The following is a 16,613-nucleotide window of genomic DNA, read 5'->3' on the forward strand; positions in this document are numbered from 1 at the left end:
TTCGAGCCCGGATTGCATACGCAGCTCAATGGATTGGCATCTAGCGATCCGCGCTTTATTGCGCTATATGATGGATATCAATCAATATGGGTGATACTTGGCGATGGGTCAAGGAAACGAGTCCAAGTTTTTAACACCAGCGCTGTGTCGCGCGGCACGCGGCCTTCTGGATTGGACGCAACAGGACCTTGCCGAGCGAGCGGGTGTCTCGCGCAGTACCATCAAGGATTACGAAAACTGTCGTCACGATCTTCATCGTGCCAGCGCAGCGCAGTTGAGCCTTGCATTGGAAGGGGGAGGCGTCGTCTTCCTTCACCTTGATGATGGCAAAGTTGGACTATGCTCCAAATGATAATGGAATGTATGCTGCCAGAAGGCTTTATCCCTGGCGGATATTAGGGCTATTGCGCAACAAGCTGGCTGAAATTTCGTTGTCCCGCCGTCTTGCATGGTATGTCTATCAGGTTGCAGAAACGCGAAACTGCTTATTTTATAATCGTTCAGCGTGCTTGACACATTTTTAGGCCACCCTTAACAATTTCTACCAAATGGTAAAAAAAGGGGTTCAGAATGGGTAAGCAGTTTTTGATGTCGCGTCGGTCCATACTGGCGTCGGGTATGGCTCTGGGTGTCAGCGCTTTTGCGCCATCCTTGCGGGCGGCAGCGCCGATCAAGGTGGCGGGCATTCATGGTTCGCCGGTGGAAAATGCCTGGAACTCGGTGCTGCACAAGGCTTTGCAGGATGCAGCCAAGGAAGGCGTGATTGAATATGTGTTTTCCGAGGGCGTGTCCGGCACGGATTATCCGCGCGCGATGCGCGAATATGCCGAGCAGAATGCCAAGTTGATCATTGGTGAAACCTTCCCCGTCGAAAAGCAGGCACGCGAAGTTGCCGCTGATTATCCGCAGACAGCCTTTGTCATGGGCTCCAGCGGCAAGCTGTCCGGCGATAATTTTGGTGTTTTCGGCACATGGAATTTTGACGGTGCCTATCTGGCCGGGATGCTGGCTGGCAAGATGACCAAATCCAACATCGTCGGCTCTGTAGGTGCCATGCCGATCCCGGAAGTGAATATGCTGATCAACGCATTTGGCGCAGGCGTAAAAGCCGTCAACCCCAATGCCAAGCACCTTGTGACCTTCATCGGCACGTTCTTTGATCCGCCAAAAGCACGCGAAGCGGGCCTTGCCCAGATTGATGCAGGCGCAGACATTCTGTTTGGTGAACGCATTGGCACGGCAGATGCAGCCAAAGAACGCGGCATCAAATCCGTTGGCTCGTTGATCGATTACACTCCCCGTTATCCCAACACAGTGTTTGCCAACGCGCTGTGGAACTTCCGCCCAATCCTCAATGCCGCTCTGGCCGATGTTGCAGCCGGTAAACCAACCGGCCGCGATTACACCGCCTATGGCCTGATGAAGGAAGGCGGCAGCGACATTGTTTTCGTCAAGGGTGTGGCTCCCGCTGATGCCGAAGCGGCCATGGAAGCCAAGCGCGCCGAGATCAAGGCCGAAACGTTTGAAGTGCCAAAGATCATGACCGAACCAAAGTAAGCCATCCATGCAAGCTGATGCTACTGCTCTGGCCCAAGCGATCGCGCGCGGTCGCTTGTCTGCCACCGAGGCAATGCAGGCCTCAATTTCTGCCGCTGAAACTCTCAACGATCTGGGTGCCATTGCCTATATCGACGCGGAAAAAGGCCTTGAGGCGGCGAGGGCTATCGATGCCCTGCCGCTTGATGCCAAGCCGCGCTCTGCCATGGCCTTTGCGGGCGTACCAACGCTTGCCAAGGATTTGGGTGGTCCGTTTGCGGGTTTTCCGGTGGTGGCGGGATCAAGGCTCATGGCGCGCCGTGGCGGGCTTGTTGATTCCGATCTGGCGGTGCGGTTCCGCAGCAAAGGCTTTTGCGTTTTCGGCCTGACCACCAGCCCGGAATTTGGCCTTTCGCTGGCAAGCGAGCCGCAGATTGGTCCCATCTGCCGTAATCCGCTGGATAGCACCCGCACGGCTGGCGGGTCTTCTGGTGGCGCTGCGGCGGCTGTTGCTGCTGGCATTGTGGCCATTGCCCATGCCACCGATGCGGGCGGCTCCATCCGCGTGCCCGCCGCCTGCTGCGGCCTTGTTGGCCTTAAACCCAGCCGAGGTGCCATGCCCTCAGGCCCCAGCTTTGGCAATCATCTGGGCGGCATTGCCAGCGAGCTGGTGATTTCCAGATCGGTGCGCGACACGGCAGCCAGCTTTTCTGTGCTCAGTGGCAATGTGAAAGGTCCATTCCCGCCATTTTCGCCCACGCCGCCAAAGGCTGGCCGCTTGCGCATCGGCATTCTCACCGACACGGGTGATCAATACGCCACCGACAGTGACCGCTTGGTGGCAATTGATGAGGCAGGGCAAGCATTGGAAGCCGATGGCCATCAGCTTGTGCCCATTGCCTTTTCACAAATCGCCCAGCCAGCGGCGGCAAGCAACGATGCCTTTGTCAATATCGTCTGTGCTAATCTCGCCGAGACGTTTTCGAAATTCAACCTTGATGCATCCAAGACCGAAACACTGACACAGGCGACCATTGAGCGCGGACTGGCACTGCCCGCAGCCCATCTGTGGCGCAGCCTTAACGCGATGGTGCTTGTCAGCCGAGATCTTTGGCGGTTGTTTGATGATGTCGATTGTCTGTTGTGCCCGATGCTGTCATCAGCACCCTTGCCAATCGGCTCTTTCCCCAGCGATCATCGCGATACCGATCTGCATTTCGATCGCATGGCCCGCTTTGCACCGCTCGCAGCCCTTGCCAATGCATCAGGATGCCCGGCCATCACCCTGCCATATGGAAGCGATGCTTCCGGCTTGCCACTTCCGGTGCAAATGCTGGCCCCGATGGGCAGTGAGCCGCTGCTTTTACAACTGGCGGACCGCCTTGAGCAGGACGAGCGATTCCAGCAAAGATTTCCGATTGCTGGATTTGCACCATGACCGTGCCAGTGCTCGACATCATTGGGGTCAGCAAACGGTTTGGCAGCAATCGGGCCAATGATGACATTTCGCTATCACTGGCGAAGGGCGAAATTCTGGCGCTACTGGGTGAAAACGGTGCCGGAAAAACCACCCTGATGAGCATCCTTTTTGGCCATTATATGCCAGATTCCGGCAAGGTTCTGGTTAAGGGAAAGGAATTGCCACCCGGCAAGCCGCGTGCTGCCATTCGGGCAGGCATTGGCATGGTGCATCAGCATTTTTCTCTGGCTCCAAATCTAACCGTTCTGGAAAACGTGACAACGGGCACGGAAAGCCTGTGGTCCCTGAGGTCGCGGCGTGCGCAGGCGCGGGAAAAGCTCATGGCCATTTCCAGCCGCTTCGGCCTGAAAGTCGATCCAGATGCCCGTCTTGGCGATTTGTCGGTGGGCGAGCAGCAGCGTGTCGAAATCCTCAAGGCACTCTACAATGATGCCCGCATTATGGTGCTGGATGAACCGACCGCTGTTCTTACTCAAGTTGAGGCAGAAACGCTATTTGCCACCTTGAAAGACATGGCGGCACAGGGCCTGTCGCTGATTTTCATTTCCCATAAACTCGATGAGGTGATGTCCTCGGCCGACCGGATTGTGGTGCTACGGGGCGGACGGCGGGTGGCGGAGCGTAAAGCATCCGAGACCAGCAAGGCAGAGCTTGCCGAGCTTATGGTGGGGCGCACAGTGACCCGACCCGTGCGTGATGCCTCCAAACCCGGTGACATTGTTCTGGAAGCAGCCCATCTCACCGTCCGCGAAGACGGGGTCGATGTGCTGAAGGCCATCGATTTCCGGCTGCGGGCTGGCGAGGTTCTTGGCATCATTGGTGTTTCCGGCAATGGTCAGGGCGCTTTGGCGCAAGTGCTCTCCGGCACCATGCCGCATACGGCTGGCGACCTTCTGGTGTTCGGCACCCCGGTGGATAGTCTCTCGGTGGCAGATGCCGTGACGGCTAGCATTGGCCGCATTCCCGAAGACCGCAACAAGGAAGGCGTGATCGGTGAGATGGCGATCTGGGAAAATGCCATCCTTGAGCGGCTCCCGGCCTTTTCACGGCACGGCCTTGTTAATCGAAAGGCAGGCATGGAATTTGCCCGCACTATCATCGAGCAATTCGATGTGCGCGGCGGCACACCAGCCAGCCGCATCCGTCTGCTGTCCGGCGGCAACATGCAAAAACTCATTCTGGGCCGAAACCTCATCAATCGCCCCCGTATTCTTCTGGCCGCCCAACCCGCGCGGGGTCTGGATGAAGGTGCTGTGGCGGCGGCACATGAGCGCATTCTCGAAGCCCGTCGGGCGGGGACCGCTGTGCTGCTGATTTCCGAGGATCTGGACGAAGTGATGGCGCTTGCCGACCGTATTCAGGCGATTGTTGGCGGCAGGTTGTCGCCGCCGATCAACGCGGAGGACGCCAATGCCCGCACACTCGGCCTGATGATGGCTGGCGAATGGCAGGCGGAGGTGTCCCATGCGGTTTGAGCGACGCGAACATCGACCCCTTGTGCTTGTCATCGCCACGCCCATCATGGCCATTGTGGCGGCGCTGGCGATCTCAGGCATTCTCATTGCCATTGCGGGTGCGCCAGTTCTGGAAGCCTATTGGCGTATCCTGATCGGTGCTTTCGGCTCGCGGCTTTCGACCACGGAAACGCTGACCCGCGCGACGCCCCTGATGCTGACAGGTCTTTCGGCGGCAGTGGCGTTTCGGGCGCGGCTGTGGAACATCGGGGCCGAGGGCCAGCTTTATCTCGGTGCCATCACCGTTGCGGCGGCAAGTTCTCATCTTTTGAATGATTTTTCCCCAGTCATCCAGATTCCCGCCCTGCTGGTCCTCGGTGCGCTCGCGGGCATGGTTTTGTTGCTCGTGCCGCTTTGGCTGCGCCTGCGCTTTTCTGTGGACGAAGTGGTAACAACGCTGCTGCTGAATTTCGTTGCCGTGCTGTTTGTCTCAATGCTGATTGATACCGTGTTGAAAGACCCGATGGCTTTCGGTTGGCCGCAATCGCAATCGGTGGCCGATGCCGCCATGCTGCCAAAGCTGTTGTCACGTTCGCGCCTGCATTTGGGCCTCGTTATTGCGGTGATGCTGGCGCTTGTGCTGCATTTTGTTCAACAGCGCACGGTGTTTGGCATTCGCTCAAGAGCGGCGGGTCTCAACCCGGCAGGAGCCGTCTTTGCCGGAGTGCCGCTTGGCCGGACGCTGGTGACTGTTGCCTGCATTTCCGGTGGTCTTGCGGGGCTTGCAGGTGCTGTGGAAGTCATGGGCGTCAAGGGCTATGTGACGACGGATCTCTCTCCCGGCTATGGCTATTCCGGGATTGTGGTGGCCATGCTGGCCAATCTCAATCCGCTCGGCGTTGTGCTGGCGGCGCTGTTTACGGCCACCATGTTTGTCGGTGCCGACGGCATGAGCCGCGCCATGGGCATTCCCAGCTATATTGCTGATGTGACGGTGGCGCTATCGCTGCTGACCATGCTGACTGCGCTGTTTTTCACCCAATACAGGATTGTCCGATGAGCGCTATGATGGACATCCTTGCTTCAACGGGTCTGTGGGCCGCAGTCCTCAGGATTGCCACGCCCCTGATTTTCGGCACGCTCGGGGCGCTGCTGTGCGAACGGGTAGGGGTGCTTAACCTCGGCATTGAAGGCATCATGACCTTTGGTGCCATGATCGGCTGGTTATCGGTCTATCACGGAGCCGATCTTTGGACCGGCCTGCTGATTGCGGCGCTGGCGGGCGGTGTTTTTGGTGCTTTGCATGCGCTTTTGACGGTCACGCTCGGACTATCTCAGCATGTCTGTGGCCTCGGGATCACGCTGTTTGCCTCCAGCTTCAGCTATTACACCTTCCGGCTGGCGGTTCCAGTTGCAGGCTCTCCGCCAACCATTGTCCCTTTCAAGCCAATTGCCATTCCGGGCCTCAGCGATCTGCCCTTTGTCGGACCTGCCTTTTTCGTGCAGACACCGCCAACCTATCTTGCCATTCTGCTCGCTATCATTTTGGCCTATATCATCTTTCGCACGCCACTGGGCCTTGCCATCCGCATGACCGGTGAAAACCCCCATGCGGCGGAAGCGCAAGGGATCAATCCAATGGCGGTGCGCTATGGTGCCGTGATTGCTGGCTCGGCCCTGATGGGCATGGCCGGGGCCTTCCTGACACTGTCGGCCTTCAACAGCTTTTTCCCCACCATGGTGCAGGGACGCGGCTGGATCTGTATCGCTTTGGTGGTGTTCTCCTCATGGCGACCGGGCCGGGCATTGATCGGGGCGTTGCTGTTTGCGTTTTTCGACGGCTTTCAGCTTCGCCTGCAAACCGCTCTCGGTGGGGCCGTGCCCTACCAACTGTTCCTCATGACCCCCTATATTCTGTCCATCGCCGCGCTTGCGGTGATGGCGCGCCGTGCCCGCGTGCCGCAGGCGTTGATGCAACCCTATCGGCGCGGCGAGCGCTGAGAGAAGGAAACTCACCATGTTCGATCTCATTATCCGCAATGCCAACCTGCCAGATGGCCGCCAGGGTTTCGATATCGGCCTTTCCGGCGGAAAGATCACCGCCATCGAAAAGCGGCTGGATGCTGTGTGCGGCGAGGAGATCGATGCAACGGGCCGTCTCGTCAGCCCTCCATTTTGCGATCCGCATTTTCATATGGATGCTACGCTGTCGCTTGGCATGCCGCGCATGAATGTGTCGGCTACATTGCTGGAAGGCATTGCGCTCTGGGGTGAGTTGCGACCGCTGCTGACCAAGGAGGCGCTGGTTGAACGCGCCTTACGCTACTGCGATCTCGCCGTCTCCCAAGGACTGCTGTTTATCCGAAGCCACGTCGATACATCCGATCCAAGACTGGTGACGGCAGAGGCCTTGATTGAAGTGCGCGAACGGGTGGCACCTTATATACAGCTGCAACTCGTTGCCTTCCCGCAGGACGGATATTACCGCGCGAAAGATGGTGTGGATTCGCTCAACCGCGCACTGGATATGGGCATCGACATTGTCGGCGGCATCCCGCATTTCGAGCGCACGATGGAGGAGGGGCGTTTGTCGCTGGAGGCTCTCTGCCGCATTGCTGCCGAGCGGGGCCTGCCGGTTGATATCCATTGCGACGAAACCGATGATCCGATGTCGCGCCATATCGAGACGCTGGCGGCGGAAACCATTCGCCATGGCCTGCAAGGCCGGGTGGCGGGCTCTCATCTCACCTCCATGCATTCCATGGACAATTATTACGTCTCCAAGCTCATTCCGCTGATGGCGGAAGCGCAGATCAACGTCATCCCCAACCCGCTCATCAACATCATGCTGCAAGGCCGCCACGATACCTATCCGAAACGCCGTGGCATGACGCGGGTGCGCGAACTGATGGCAGCAGGCCTGAATGTCTCCTTCGGTCAGGATTGCACCATGGACCCATGGTATTCAATGGGATCGGCCGACATGCTGGAGGTGGGCCATATGGCCATCCACGTCGCACAAATGGGCGGGCTGGACGACAAGAGGCAGATTTTTGATGCGCTCACCGTCAATTCGGCGAAAACCATGGGTCTCGAAGGCTATGGTCTGGAGGTTGGCTGCAAGGCTGATCTCGTGGTGTTGCAGGCCGCTGACGTGTTTGAAGCGCTGCGCCTCAAGCCCTCGCGCCTGTTCGTGGTCAAGGGCGGCAAAGTAATTTCCCGTACAGCGCCGCGCATCGGTGAGCTGTTTCTGGAGGGTCGCCCTGCGGAGATTGATAGTGGGCGCGATTACGTGCCGGTTTACTGATCCGACATTGAGTTGTAGCGGTAGGGGCGATAATCAGCCCCAAGGCCAAGCTGGCGCAGGCTGGTTTCGAGATACGGCAGCAGCGCCTCAACCGCCTGCCAGGCGTCCCGTTCCGCTGATGTTTCCGGACGCGATAGAATGGTCTCGATTTCCGCCATGACCGCATCGCGGTCCACGGTTGTCACGCGCCCGCCATCGACGACCAGCCGCCCACCGACGAAAACCTGTTCTATGGCATGACGCCCGCCGCGATGCAGCAGGGCTTCCACGGGCGGCGTTTTCGGGTTGATAGCTGGGCGGGCGATGCGGTCTTTGTCCATCAGCACGATATCGGCCTGCCAGCCGGGTTCGAGGCGTCCGGTAAATCCACCGAACCCGGCAGAGGCCGCGCCATGTTCGCTGGCCATTTGCAGTACCGCGCCCGCATCCGGCCTGTCGTTCCAGAGCCCGGTTTCCCGGTGCAGCGCCCAGACCAGTTTCATTTCCAGCGTCATGTCGCGGTCGTCGGCAATATTCGACTGGTCGATGCCGAGGGCCACTGGAATGCCGCGCCGCCGCATCTCGTTGATCGGCGCAATCCCGCTGCCGAGCCTGAGGCCGGAAGAGGCATTGTGGCAGATGGTACAGCCGCAGGAGGCGATGATGTCGAGATCCTCGCCGCTCATCCAGTTGCCGTGCCCAAGCGTCACATTGGCATCAAGGCATTGCAGTTTTTGCAGATGCTGGACCGCGCTGCGGCCATAGGTGCGCCGGGCAAATTCCGCCTGCCGCTCGGTTTCGAGTAGATGCATGTGAACCTGGCCACCAGCCGCCTTGGCCGTTTCGAAAATCGTCTGCAAGGCATTATCGCTGCACCAGTGCAGATTGGCGGGCGCTAGATTCATGCGGATATGTTGTGGGCTACCCTCCATGAAACGGGCGCGCAGATCGGTGTAGAATTCCATCAGCCGGGAGACGGGAATATCGGCAGCGGCCAGCTGTGGCGCAATCCAGTCTCGCACCTTGGCGGGCAGGCGGCTCAAGATATCCGCATCCGGCTCGTAGGACAGAATATTGCGGTCGCGGATCATGAAACAATAGCCGAGTCGCATGCCGATTTCGCCATAGGCCGAGATGGTTGCTTCTGCCGTCTGCATCCAGCTATCCGGCGTGCCGGAAAAGCCGCTATGGATGTGCTGCACGGTCGTCGTACCGCTTTCCAGCATTTCGATGGCCGAATAAAGCGTATCCAGCCGCTGGTTGATGCGGCGCATGGCGCGAAATTGCGGCAGCCACAATTCCAGCGGCGCAAAAGGCACGCCTTGCATCAGCGGCGTCACACCGAAATGGTGGTGCGCGTTGACGAGGCCCGGCATGGCAATCATCCGGCGCGAGCCAAAGCGTGGCAGGTGGTCGTTGCCATAGCCGACCGCTTCCATCGGCCCGATCTGGGCGATCATGCCCTTCTCGACGCGGATGCCGACATCGTGGCGCATGGTCATTTTGCCATCCGCGCCAAGCCCGGTCAGCCCGGTGCCGGCCTCAAGGCCGGTCAGCACGGTGCCGGCCTCGATGATGCAATCTGTGCCGGGATTGTCCGGCATCGCAATGGCCTGTGTCATATCCGATAGTCTCCAATCAGGCCGAGACGCCGCGCCGCGGCAACGCGATAGAGCGGGTCTGCATAGATCGTCATTTCCTGCGCTGCCGAATAGGCAAGGCTGATATCGTGTTCGTCATAGCTGGCAGCTGCTGCTGCAAAAATCTCCGGCCAATCCGGGGCGGGCAGCGCACGCCAGCGCGAGATCTCCTCCTCCGGCGGCAGGGTTGGAAAGTCCAGTTCCCGCATCAGCGCCGCAATCGCCTGCCAGAACACCCGCAGCAGGGTGCCCTGGGTTTGTCGGTCGCAAATGGGGGTGAGCAGGCGTATCCAATGCAGGCCCGTGACCACATGCAGAGCGGCGAAATGCTGGGTGGCCGCAAATAAGCGGATGGCGACATCAGCCATTTTTTCCATCGTATCGGAGCCGATCTCTAGCCAGTCTACAACAGGAACAAAATCCGGCAGGGCAGCGGCGTCACGCATGTTCTGCCACAGAAGATCATGAAGCGTCAGCGTGTGCATGGGGGCGATCAGCGTCACCCGGCGCAGCACTTCTGCCGGATCATCGGTTACAGGGCTTGCGCCGGTCGCAGGTGGCAGCGCCAGATAGGTCGCCGCCCAATAGGCAAGCGCAATGGCGATATCATCTTCGTTTTGGCGCAACACGCCATAGGCCGTGCGCATCAGGGCGTGGAAGGCGCTTGCCGCCACGCCCGGTGCCAGATCCGGCAGATAGTGCTTGAGCGCTGCCTCTATTCCCAGCCGGGAGACTTCAGCGGAAAAAAACAGCCGCAGATCCGGCTCCCGCTCCCGTTGACCCAGCACAGAACGCCAGCTTTCTGCATCGAGCGGCGTGGATGGCTGGCCGAAGGGCAGGAGTTTTTTATAGGTTTTATAATGGTCGAAAAAGCGGCGCATCTGGGCAGGTGTGCCGCCAATTTCGGCCAGGGCACAGAGCACCATCGGGGCGTGGTTGGCGAAGGTGCCGGTAAATTCCGATCCCCAGGCGGGCATTTCGGCGAGCAGTGCCTCGACCGCCGCTGCTTTGGCTGGCGCCATCATGATGTTCTCCTCGCTCAACACGGGTTCGAAAAGCGCGTCTGCGATGTAAGTTGCGAAAGATCGAAGGCCTGTGTCGCGGCAATCAGGCCGACAAGTCCATCGGCGGCGCGATCAAGCACGATCTGACCCTTCTGGGCCGTTGCATTGGCGGCATTGCCGCAGACGCCAGCCGGATGCAGGTCCTGGGCTTGCCAGCCGAAACCCACGGCACCTTCTGCCGTCAACATGCTACCGGCCTTAGCAATCGCCACCGTCAGGGGGATGAAATCCTCGGCTTTGTCCATGGCCACCCGCTCCGGCGCGATTGCCAGCATCATGCTGGTTTCGATGTCGCCGCCATGGATGCCGTGGTCGATTTCGTCGCGCGAAAATAGATCCTCCACCGGCGCGATGCGGAACCAGGAACAGGAAACCGCCAACATGCCAAGCTCGATACGGATATCGCGGCAGATGATGTCCATCAGCGCCATCTGGCCGCCATGGGAATTGAACAGAATCAATTTCGCCGCACCCGCACGCTTGACGCTGCGGGCCAGATCCAGCCAGACGTGGCGCAGGGTTTCGCCGGAGATTGCCAGCGTGCCGGGGAAGGCGATGTGCTCGTCGGATTTCCCGACCGTCATAGGCGGCAGGAACAGGACGTCGGTGTCGGGCTGCAAGCGTTCCACCGTGCGCCGGATGATCTCCGCATTGATGGCCGCATCGACATCGACGGGCAGATGCGGACCGTGCTGCTCGACAGCGGCGATGGGAAGTACCATCACAGTTTTTGAGAGATCCCGTTCGCCAAAGGCTTGGGTTGAATGATCCACCCAGTAGAAAGACCTGATCATGATGCTTTTTCCATCATCCGTGCTGCATTTCGGGCAGCAATATCAGCTTCGAAATCATCACTGACCGGCAGGTCCTGCGAGCAATAGGCCTCCAGCCCCGGCAGGATGGCCTGTTCTTGATCCAGCAGCAACCGGCGCTCGATGCCGCGCACCACCCTTGGCAGCGCATAGCGATGGCCGCTGATCGAGGTGGAATGCGGGCCATGGCTGACGAAACTCGCGCTGTTGAAGGCAAAAACCCGGCTGACCCAGCTGTCTTCCGGTGCCTTCGGCAGGAAGGCGTAATAGGGGTCGAGATAGGGCAGTTGCGACAGCCGCGCATCTTCCTCTCCGGCGGGAGGCGTGAAGTGTTCACCCCAAAGCGCAACCTTTGGAGCCAGCGTTTTCAATTCCGGGCGCGCTGAGAGATCGACATCCATGCCGGTTGCCAGCAACAGGTGATCGAAGACCAGCATGCCATCGGGCGTTTTCACCGAGACGGCGCCGTCCTTTTCACACACTTCCAGCCACGGTGTGGCGGGGCGCAGGGTAAAGCCCGGCAGGGCCATTGCCGTCTCAAAGGCGCGCACCGGTGGCGGCTGGTCGGTACTGCGGAAAAACCGGGCAATTTGCCAGCGGGTTTGGTCGGACAGCGCCCCAAAACCACTGAGAAGCGGTGGTGCTTCCAGTGCGCGATGCGGATTGGTGCGCGGCAGCCGTGTCCGGCGAAAGCAGAGATCGACCGAGGCAGCACCGCTGTTCAGCGCGGTGACGGCATTGTCGAAGGCCGAAGCGCCGTGACCGAGAATGCCGATCCGCTTGCCTTTCAAGCGATGGAAATCCACCGGTCCATTGGTATGATCGTAGCGCTGCGATGGCAAAGCGTCTGAAATGAAGTGCGGTACCCGCCAGGCGCCTGCGCCATCAAAGCCGGTGGCCAGAACCACGGCCCGCGCCAGATGGCGCTCGACATGTCCCTGCCGCAGAGTGGTGACGGCCATCAGATCGCCTTCGGGCGACACATCCGTCACGCTCGTCTCATTGGTAATGGCAATGTCGAAAACCTCGGCATACCAGTCCAGATAGGCCTTCCAATCGGTGCGGGGGATGCGACCCAGCGTCTGCCAGGCTTTGAGCCCATAGCGGGTTTCGAACCAGCGGCGCACCGAGAGATTGGCGACGTTGAATTCGTTGCCCACCGCCGTTTTGGGGGTGCGCAATTCTTCCATGCGGGCAAAGGTCGTCCATGGCCCTTCCGCGCCAGCCGGAGCGCTGTCGAACAGGCGGATCTGCTGGACCCCATCCCATTTCAGCGCCGCCGCAATGGTGATCGCCGACTGTCCCCCGCCAACGATGGCGACATCGCAGACGGATAGGGTCGAGACGGGCAGTGGCGCAAGCCAGGGCGCCGCCGGATAGGCGAGGGCGGCAAGATCGGCCCTTGCAGCGTCTTTCAACCGGGCAAGTGCGGCCACGGCGTCGGGGAGAGGATCAAGCATGGTCTGAGGGTCCTGAAACACTGTGTTTGTTCCGATTGCGGCGATAAAGCTCGCTGACAATGACGATCACGGCTGTCAGCAAAAGCACCACGACCTGCATGGCATTGAGGTCGGGCTTCAGCTCGCGCCGGAATTGTGAGGCGACGATCAGCGACAGCGGCTGGGTGCGACCGGCGAGAAACATCGAAATGGTCAGATCGGCCAGCGACAGGATGACACCGATGGAATAGGCCGCACCGATGGCACCCTTCAACTGCGGCACCACGATCCGCCGAAAGCTTTGCCAGGGGGTGGCCCCCAGATCGCGGGCGGCATCTTCCAGCCGTTTGTCAAGACGGATGACGGTGGCGGCAATGATGGTGGTGGCAAAGGGGATGGCGATCAATGTTTGCGCGGCGATCAGCGCACCCGCCCCGCGCCCCAGCCCTATCCAGTTCATCAACATGGCCTGGGCAATCGACAATACGGTTTTTGGCACCAGAAACGGCAGGATGATCAGAAAGATGAAGACCGGGCGAAAGGCCAGCCTGGGCGAGGCCAGTGCCAGGGCCGCGCAAAGTCCGATCAATGCCGCCAGGATGCCGACCGGCTGGGAGATCAGGAAACTGGTCAGGAAGCCATTCAGAAAGGTCGCATTGCCGAACAGGTCTTTGTACCACGACAGCGTGAAGCCGCTTAAGGGAAAGGCCATCAGGCTGGAGGCATTGAAGGAAAACAGCGCCAGTACGATGATCGGGAGATAGAAGAAGCCGACGCCGAGGCCAAGAGTCAGGATGATCCGCCGGTTCATTTTAAGCCCCCTTGCAGGACAGCCCGCGCGCCTTTCAGCCGCAGCAGCAGCCAGGCCATAGCGCTTGCCGTTGCAAACAGCGCGATTAGCAGGCTCAGCGCCAGGGCTGAGGCGAGTGGCCAGTCGAAAGCCGTGCCGAACAGGTTGTCGATCATCGCCATCGGGGTTGCGCCGGAGGTGCCACCCAGCATGCTTGGTGTCAGCATGTCACCGGCGGCGAGCGCAAAGACTGCCAGCAGCCCGACGGCAAGGCCTGGCGTTGTCAGCGGGAAGATTACCCGTGTGAAGGCATCGAGCGGTCTGGCACCGAGATCGCGGGCGGCTTCGATCAATCGTCGATCAATCAATTCGGTCGAAATCCAGATTGGCAGCACCATGAAGGGCAGCGTGTCGTAGAGAAGAACGAGATGGGTGGTGAAAGGCGAAAACAACAGGAATTTGACGGGTTGATCGACCAGACCAAGCCCTTTCAACACCGCATTGACCAGCCCTTCCGAGCCCAGAACCACACGCCAGGCATAGATGCGGACGATTTCGCCGGTATAAAGCGGCGTCAGCAATACGATCTGGGCAATGCCCTTCCAGGCGATAGGCAGCCGGGACATGGCAAGCGCAATGGGATAACCGAGCACTGCCGCCAGAAGAGCGGTGACCAGTCCTGATAGAACCGCCTTGCCGATCAACAGGGCAAAGACCGGATTGGACATCATCTGCCCCCAGCTGTGCAGGGAGAGGGCCGGCACCATGACGAAAGCATCCAGATCCACCGTGAACAGACTGAAGGCCACCAACAGCATCAACGGCAACAGACAGCCCAGGACCAGCAGCAGCGAGACGGGAAGCGCCAGATGCGCACGGTTGAGGGCGAGCGTCATGATGCAAGCCTCGTGATGAAGCATGAAGCAGTGTCGAGCGCCATCGTGATTGTCGAGCCCGGTTCCGCTGGCCGGTCGGCCATCAACCGCACCGTTACGCCTGATATGTCCGCCTCGATCAGGTAACGGTCGCCCTTGAAGACGACATGCCGCACTTTCCCTGTGAGAGCTAGCCCCGTGAGAGCTAGCGTTGTCGATGAATGTCCATCCGTCGTGTCAAGCCGCAAATGTTCAGGCCTGATCACCAGGGCGGCGCGTTCGCCTTTCGCAAGACCATGGATGGCTGAAGTGGTGATGGTTCCAAGCGGTGTCCCGATGGTTGCCGTCTCCGTATCAAGCGCCAGGACCTCGCCCTCCACCAGGCTCGCCGAGCCGATGAAATCCGCCACGAACGTGTCGGACGGGCGGGCATACAGCGTCACCGGGTCGGCTTTCTGGGCGATCTTGCCCTTGTTCATCACCACGACGATATCCGAAAGCGCAAACGCTTCTTCCTGGTCATGGGTGACATAGACGAAAGCAATGCCGAGGCGCCGTTGTAGGTCTTTCAGCTCGATCTGCAAATGCCCGCGCATCTTGCGGTCCAATGCCGAAAGCGGCTCATCGAGAAGCAGCAGATGCGGCTCGGCGATGATGGCGCGGGCCACCGCCACGCGCTGCTGCTGGCCACCGGACAGCTGATGCGGATAGCGGCTGGTGAATTCGCCCATGTGGACGGCGTCCAGAGCCCGCTTCACACGCGGTGCCGGGTCCTGCGCGCCACGGCGCAGGGTGAGCGAAAAGGCGACATTCTCGAACACGGTCAGATGCGGAAACAGCGCATAATTCTGGAACACCGTATTGACCGGTCGCCGCTCCGGCGGCACGCCCGCCAGTGAGCGCCCGTCGAGAACCAGCGACCCGGCATCCGGGGCCTCGAAACCGCCGATCATCCGCAGGATCGTCGTCTTACCGCAGCCGGAGGGGCCGAGAAAGGTGGTGAAGGCGCGCTCTGGAATGTCCAGATCCACGCCATCGACCGCACGGTTGCGGCCATAGGACTTGACGAGGCCTCTTGCGGACAAGAGCATTGGCAAACCGGTTCCCGCGTTTTGGTCCGGTGCTGTCGTATCCCATGCCTGCGTCATGCCTCAACTCGCCTTGACTTCGTTCCAGATTTTCAGCCAGTCGGAATAATTGGGCGGCGCCACCGGCCACATGAAGGATTTCATCACGTCCATATCGTCTACGAAGATCGTCGCCTGTTCCTCATGCGAAAGCTTGTCTCGGATGACGGAGGAGGTGGTGGCGTAATGACCGATCCGGGCCACATCGGTGGAATAGCTCGGTCCAAGCAGATAATTGATGAATTTATAGCCGATCTCGGTTTTTTCCGGCGAAAGATTGGCAGGCATGCCGAAGCAGTCGCACCAGCCCATCACGCCAGCCTTCGGCTTGGCCATGCCCATCGGCAGCTTGGCCTGCAACTCGTCATAAGGTACGCGCCAGGAGAAGGCACAGGACACTTCACCGGTGGCAAAGAGATTGGTCAGGTCGCCGATGGTCTGCCAGTAGGTGCGCAACAGCGGTTTCTGGGTAATCAGCAGTTTCTTCGCCTCGGCCAGTTCCTTGGCCTCCATCATGAACACTTTGTCACGCGGCACACCGGCAACCAATCCGGCGATGGCGATGGATTCCAGGGCGTAATCGCGCATGGCGAGCTGGCCGGAATATTTCGCATCAAAGAGCGTAGTATAATCAGGCTCCTTGTCGAACTTGTCCTTGCGGTAGACAATCGGGTTCAGGCCCCAGAGGTAGGGAATGGCAAAGGTCTTGCCGGCATCGTCCATCACCTTCGGCGTGGATTTGAAGACATCATACATCAGACTGGCATTGGGAATTTTCGACAGGTCCAGCTCCTTCAGCAGACCGGCCTTGATATAGCGCCAACTGCCGTTCAGCGACGGATTGATCATGTCCCAATCGGCGGCGGCCCCGGTTTTCAACGCGGCAAACTGCGCGTCTTCACTGGAGAGATAGGAAAGCTTGACCTTGACGCCGGTTTCCTTTTCGAAGCCGGCGACATATTCGGGATGGCCATTGGAGTCCCAGGTTGCCCAGACCATGTCGGAGACTGCGGCGCGTGCGATGCCCGCGTTTGAAACCACCCCTGCGGCAGCACCCGCCGCCATTCCCGCCAGCACGTCACGCCGTGTGATACCTGTCCGTTTCATGGA

Annotated in this window: 15 protein-coding genes; 7 read left to right on the top strand and 8 right to left on the bottom strand. The window is 59.7% G+C overall.

Translation table 11 applies throughout. From position 1 onward, the window contains the following. Positions 1-103: 103 nt before the first annotated feature. From G6L01_RS19020 to G6L01_RS19050, 7 genes are all read left to right on the top strand, one after another. The gene (locus G6L01_RS19020; RefSeq protein ID WP_081344297.1) at positions 104-352 is read left to right on the top strand and encodes a helix-turn-helix transcriptional regulator; all 249 of its coding nucleotides are present in this window, start codon (positions 104-106) and stop codon (positions 350-352) included. 218 nt (positions 353-570) lie between these two features. Further along, positions 571-1,557: a BMP family protein gene (locus tag G6L01_RS19025; RefSeq protein WP_070167972.1), complete on the top strand. Its 987-nt coding sequence runs from the start codon at positions 571-573 to the stop codon at positions 1,555-1,557. Positions 1,558-1,564: 7 nt separating this feature from the next. Continuing rightward, positions 1,565-2,974: an amidase gene (locus tag G6L01_RS19030; RefSeq protein ID WP_070167974.1), complete on the top strand. Its 1,410-nt coding sequence runs from the start codon at positions 1,565-1,567 to the stop codon at positions 2,972-2,974. Continuing rightward, positions 2,971-4,491, top strand: a complete 1,521-nt coding sequence (locus G6L01_RS19035) for an ABC transporter ATP-binding protein (RefSeq protein WP_070167976.1) — start codon at positions 2,971-2,973, stop codon at positions 4,489-4,491. Before G6L01_RS19030 ends, G6L01_RS19035 begins: the two co-directional genes overlap by 4 nt. Next, complete coding sequence (locus G6L01_RS19040) at positions 4,481-5,530, top strand: ABC transporter permease (protein ID WP_070167977.1); 1,050 nt, start codon at positions 4,481-4,483, stop codon at positions 5,528-5,530. The genes G6L01_RS19035 and G6L01_RS19040 overlap by 11 nt, the downstream gene beginning before the upstream one ends. Continuing rightward, positions 5,527-6,471: an ABC transporter permease gene (locus G6L01_RS19045; protein WP_070167979.1), complete on the top strand. Its 945-nt coding sequence runs from the start codon at positions 5,527-5,529 to the stop codon at positions 6,469-6,471. Before G6L01_RS19040 ends, G6L01_RS19045 begins: the two co-directional genes overlap by 4 nt. Before the next feature lie 16 nt (positions 6,472-6,487). Beyond that, positions 6,488-7,777 carry an amidohydrolase family protein gene (locus G6L01_RS19050; protein WP_070167980.1) on the top strand — a complete coding sequence of 430 codons (1,290 nt, stop codon included), beginning with the start codon at positions 6,488-6,490 and terminating at the stop codon, positions 7,775-7,777. Here the strand turns inward: G6L01_RS19050 and G6L01_RS19055 are convergent. The 8 genes from G6L01_RS19055 to G6L01_RS19090 are packed head-to-tail and all read right to left on the bottom strand — an operon-like array spanning position 7,771 to position 16,610. Beyond that, complete coding sequence (locus tag G6L01_RS19055; RefSeq protein WP_081344298.1) at positions 7,771-9,378, bottom strand: amidohydrolase family protein; 1,608 nt, start codon at positions 9,376-9,378, stop codon at positions 7,771-7,773. The genes G6L01_RS19050 and G6L01_RS19055 overlap by 7 nt on opposite strands. After that, the gene (locus G6L01_RS19060; protein WP_081344299.1) at positions 9,375-10,421 is read right to left on the bottom strand and encodes a questin oxidase family protein; all 1,047 of its coding nucleotides are present in this window, start codon (positions 10,419-10,421) and stop codon (positions 9,375-9,377) included. The genes G6L01_RS19055 and G6L01_RS19060 overlap by 4 nt, the downstream gene beginning before the upstream one ends. Positions 10,422-10,435: 14 nt before the next feature. Further along, positions 10,436-11,254, bottom strand: a complete 819-nt coding sequence (locus G6L01_RS19065; protein ID WP_070167982.1) for a creatininase family protein — start codon at positions 11,252-11,254, stop codon at positions 10,436-10,438. After that, positions 11,251-12,732, bottom strand: a complete 1,482-nt coding sequence (locus G6L01_RS19070; protein WP_071207159.1) for a SidA/IucD/PvdA family monooxygenase — start codon at positions 12,730-12,732, stop codon at positions 11,251-11,253. Before G6L01_RS19070 ends, G6L01_RS19065 begins: the two co-directional genes overlap by 4 nt. Next, on the bottom strand, positions 12,725-13,522 hold the full coding sequence (locus tag G6L01_RS19075) for an ABC transporter permease (RefSeq protein ID WP_070167985.1): 798 nt from the start codon (positions 13,520-13,522) through the stop codon (positions 12,725-12,727). The genes G6L01_RS19070 and G6L01_RS19075 overlap by 8 nt, the downstream gene beginning before the upstream one ends. Next, positions 13,519-14,397, bottom strand: a complete 879-nt coding sequence (locus tag G6L01_RS19080; protein ID WP_070167987.1) for an ABC transporter permease — start codon at positions 14,395-14,397, stop codon at positions 13,519-13,521. Before G6L01_RS19080 ends, G6L01_RS19075 begins: the two co-directional genes overlap by 4 nt. Then, the gene (locus tag G6L01_RS19085; protein ID WP_070167988.1) at positions 14,394-15,524 is read right to left on the bottom strand and encodes an ABC transporter ATP-binding protein; all 1,131 of its coding nucleotides are present in this window, start codon (positions 15,522-15,524) and stop codon (positions 14,394-14,396) included. Before G6L01_RS19085 ends, G6L01_RS19080 begins: the two co-directional genes overlap by 4 nt. Before the next feature lie 3 nt (positions 15,525-15,527). Then, on the bottom strand, positions 15,528-16,610 hold the full coding sequence (locus tag G6L01_RS19090; RefSeq protein ID WP_197432324.1) for an extracellular solute-binding protein: 1,083 nt from the start codon (positions 16,608-16,610) through the stop codon (positions 15,528-15,530). Between the last annotated feature and the right edge of the window lie 3 nt (positions 16,611-16,613).

The sequence above is a fragment of the Agrobacterium vitis genome (assembly GCF_013337045.2).
In the GTDB taxonomy this organism is placed as follows: Bacteria; Pseudomonadota; Alphaproteobacteria; order Rhizobiales; family Rhizobiaceae; genus Allorhizobium; species Allorhizobium vitis_B.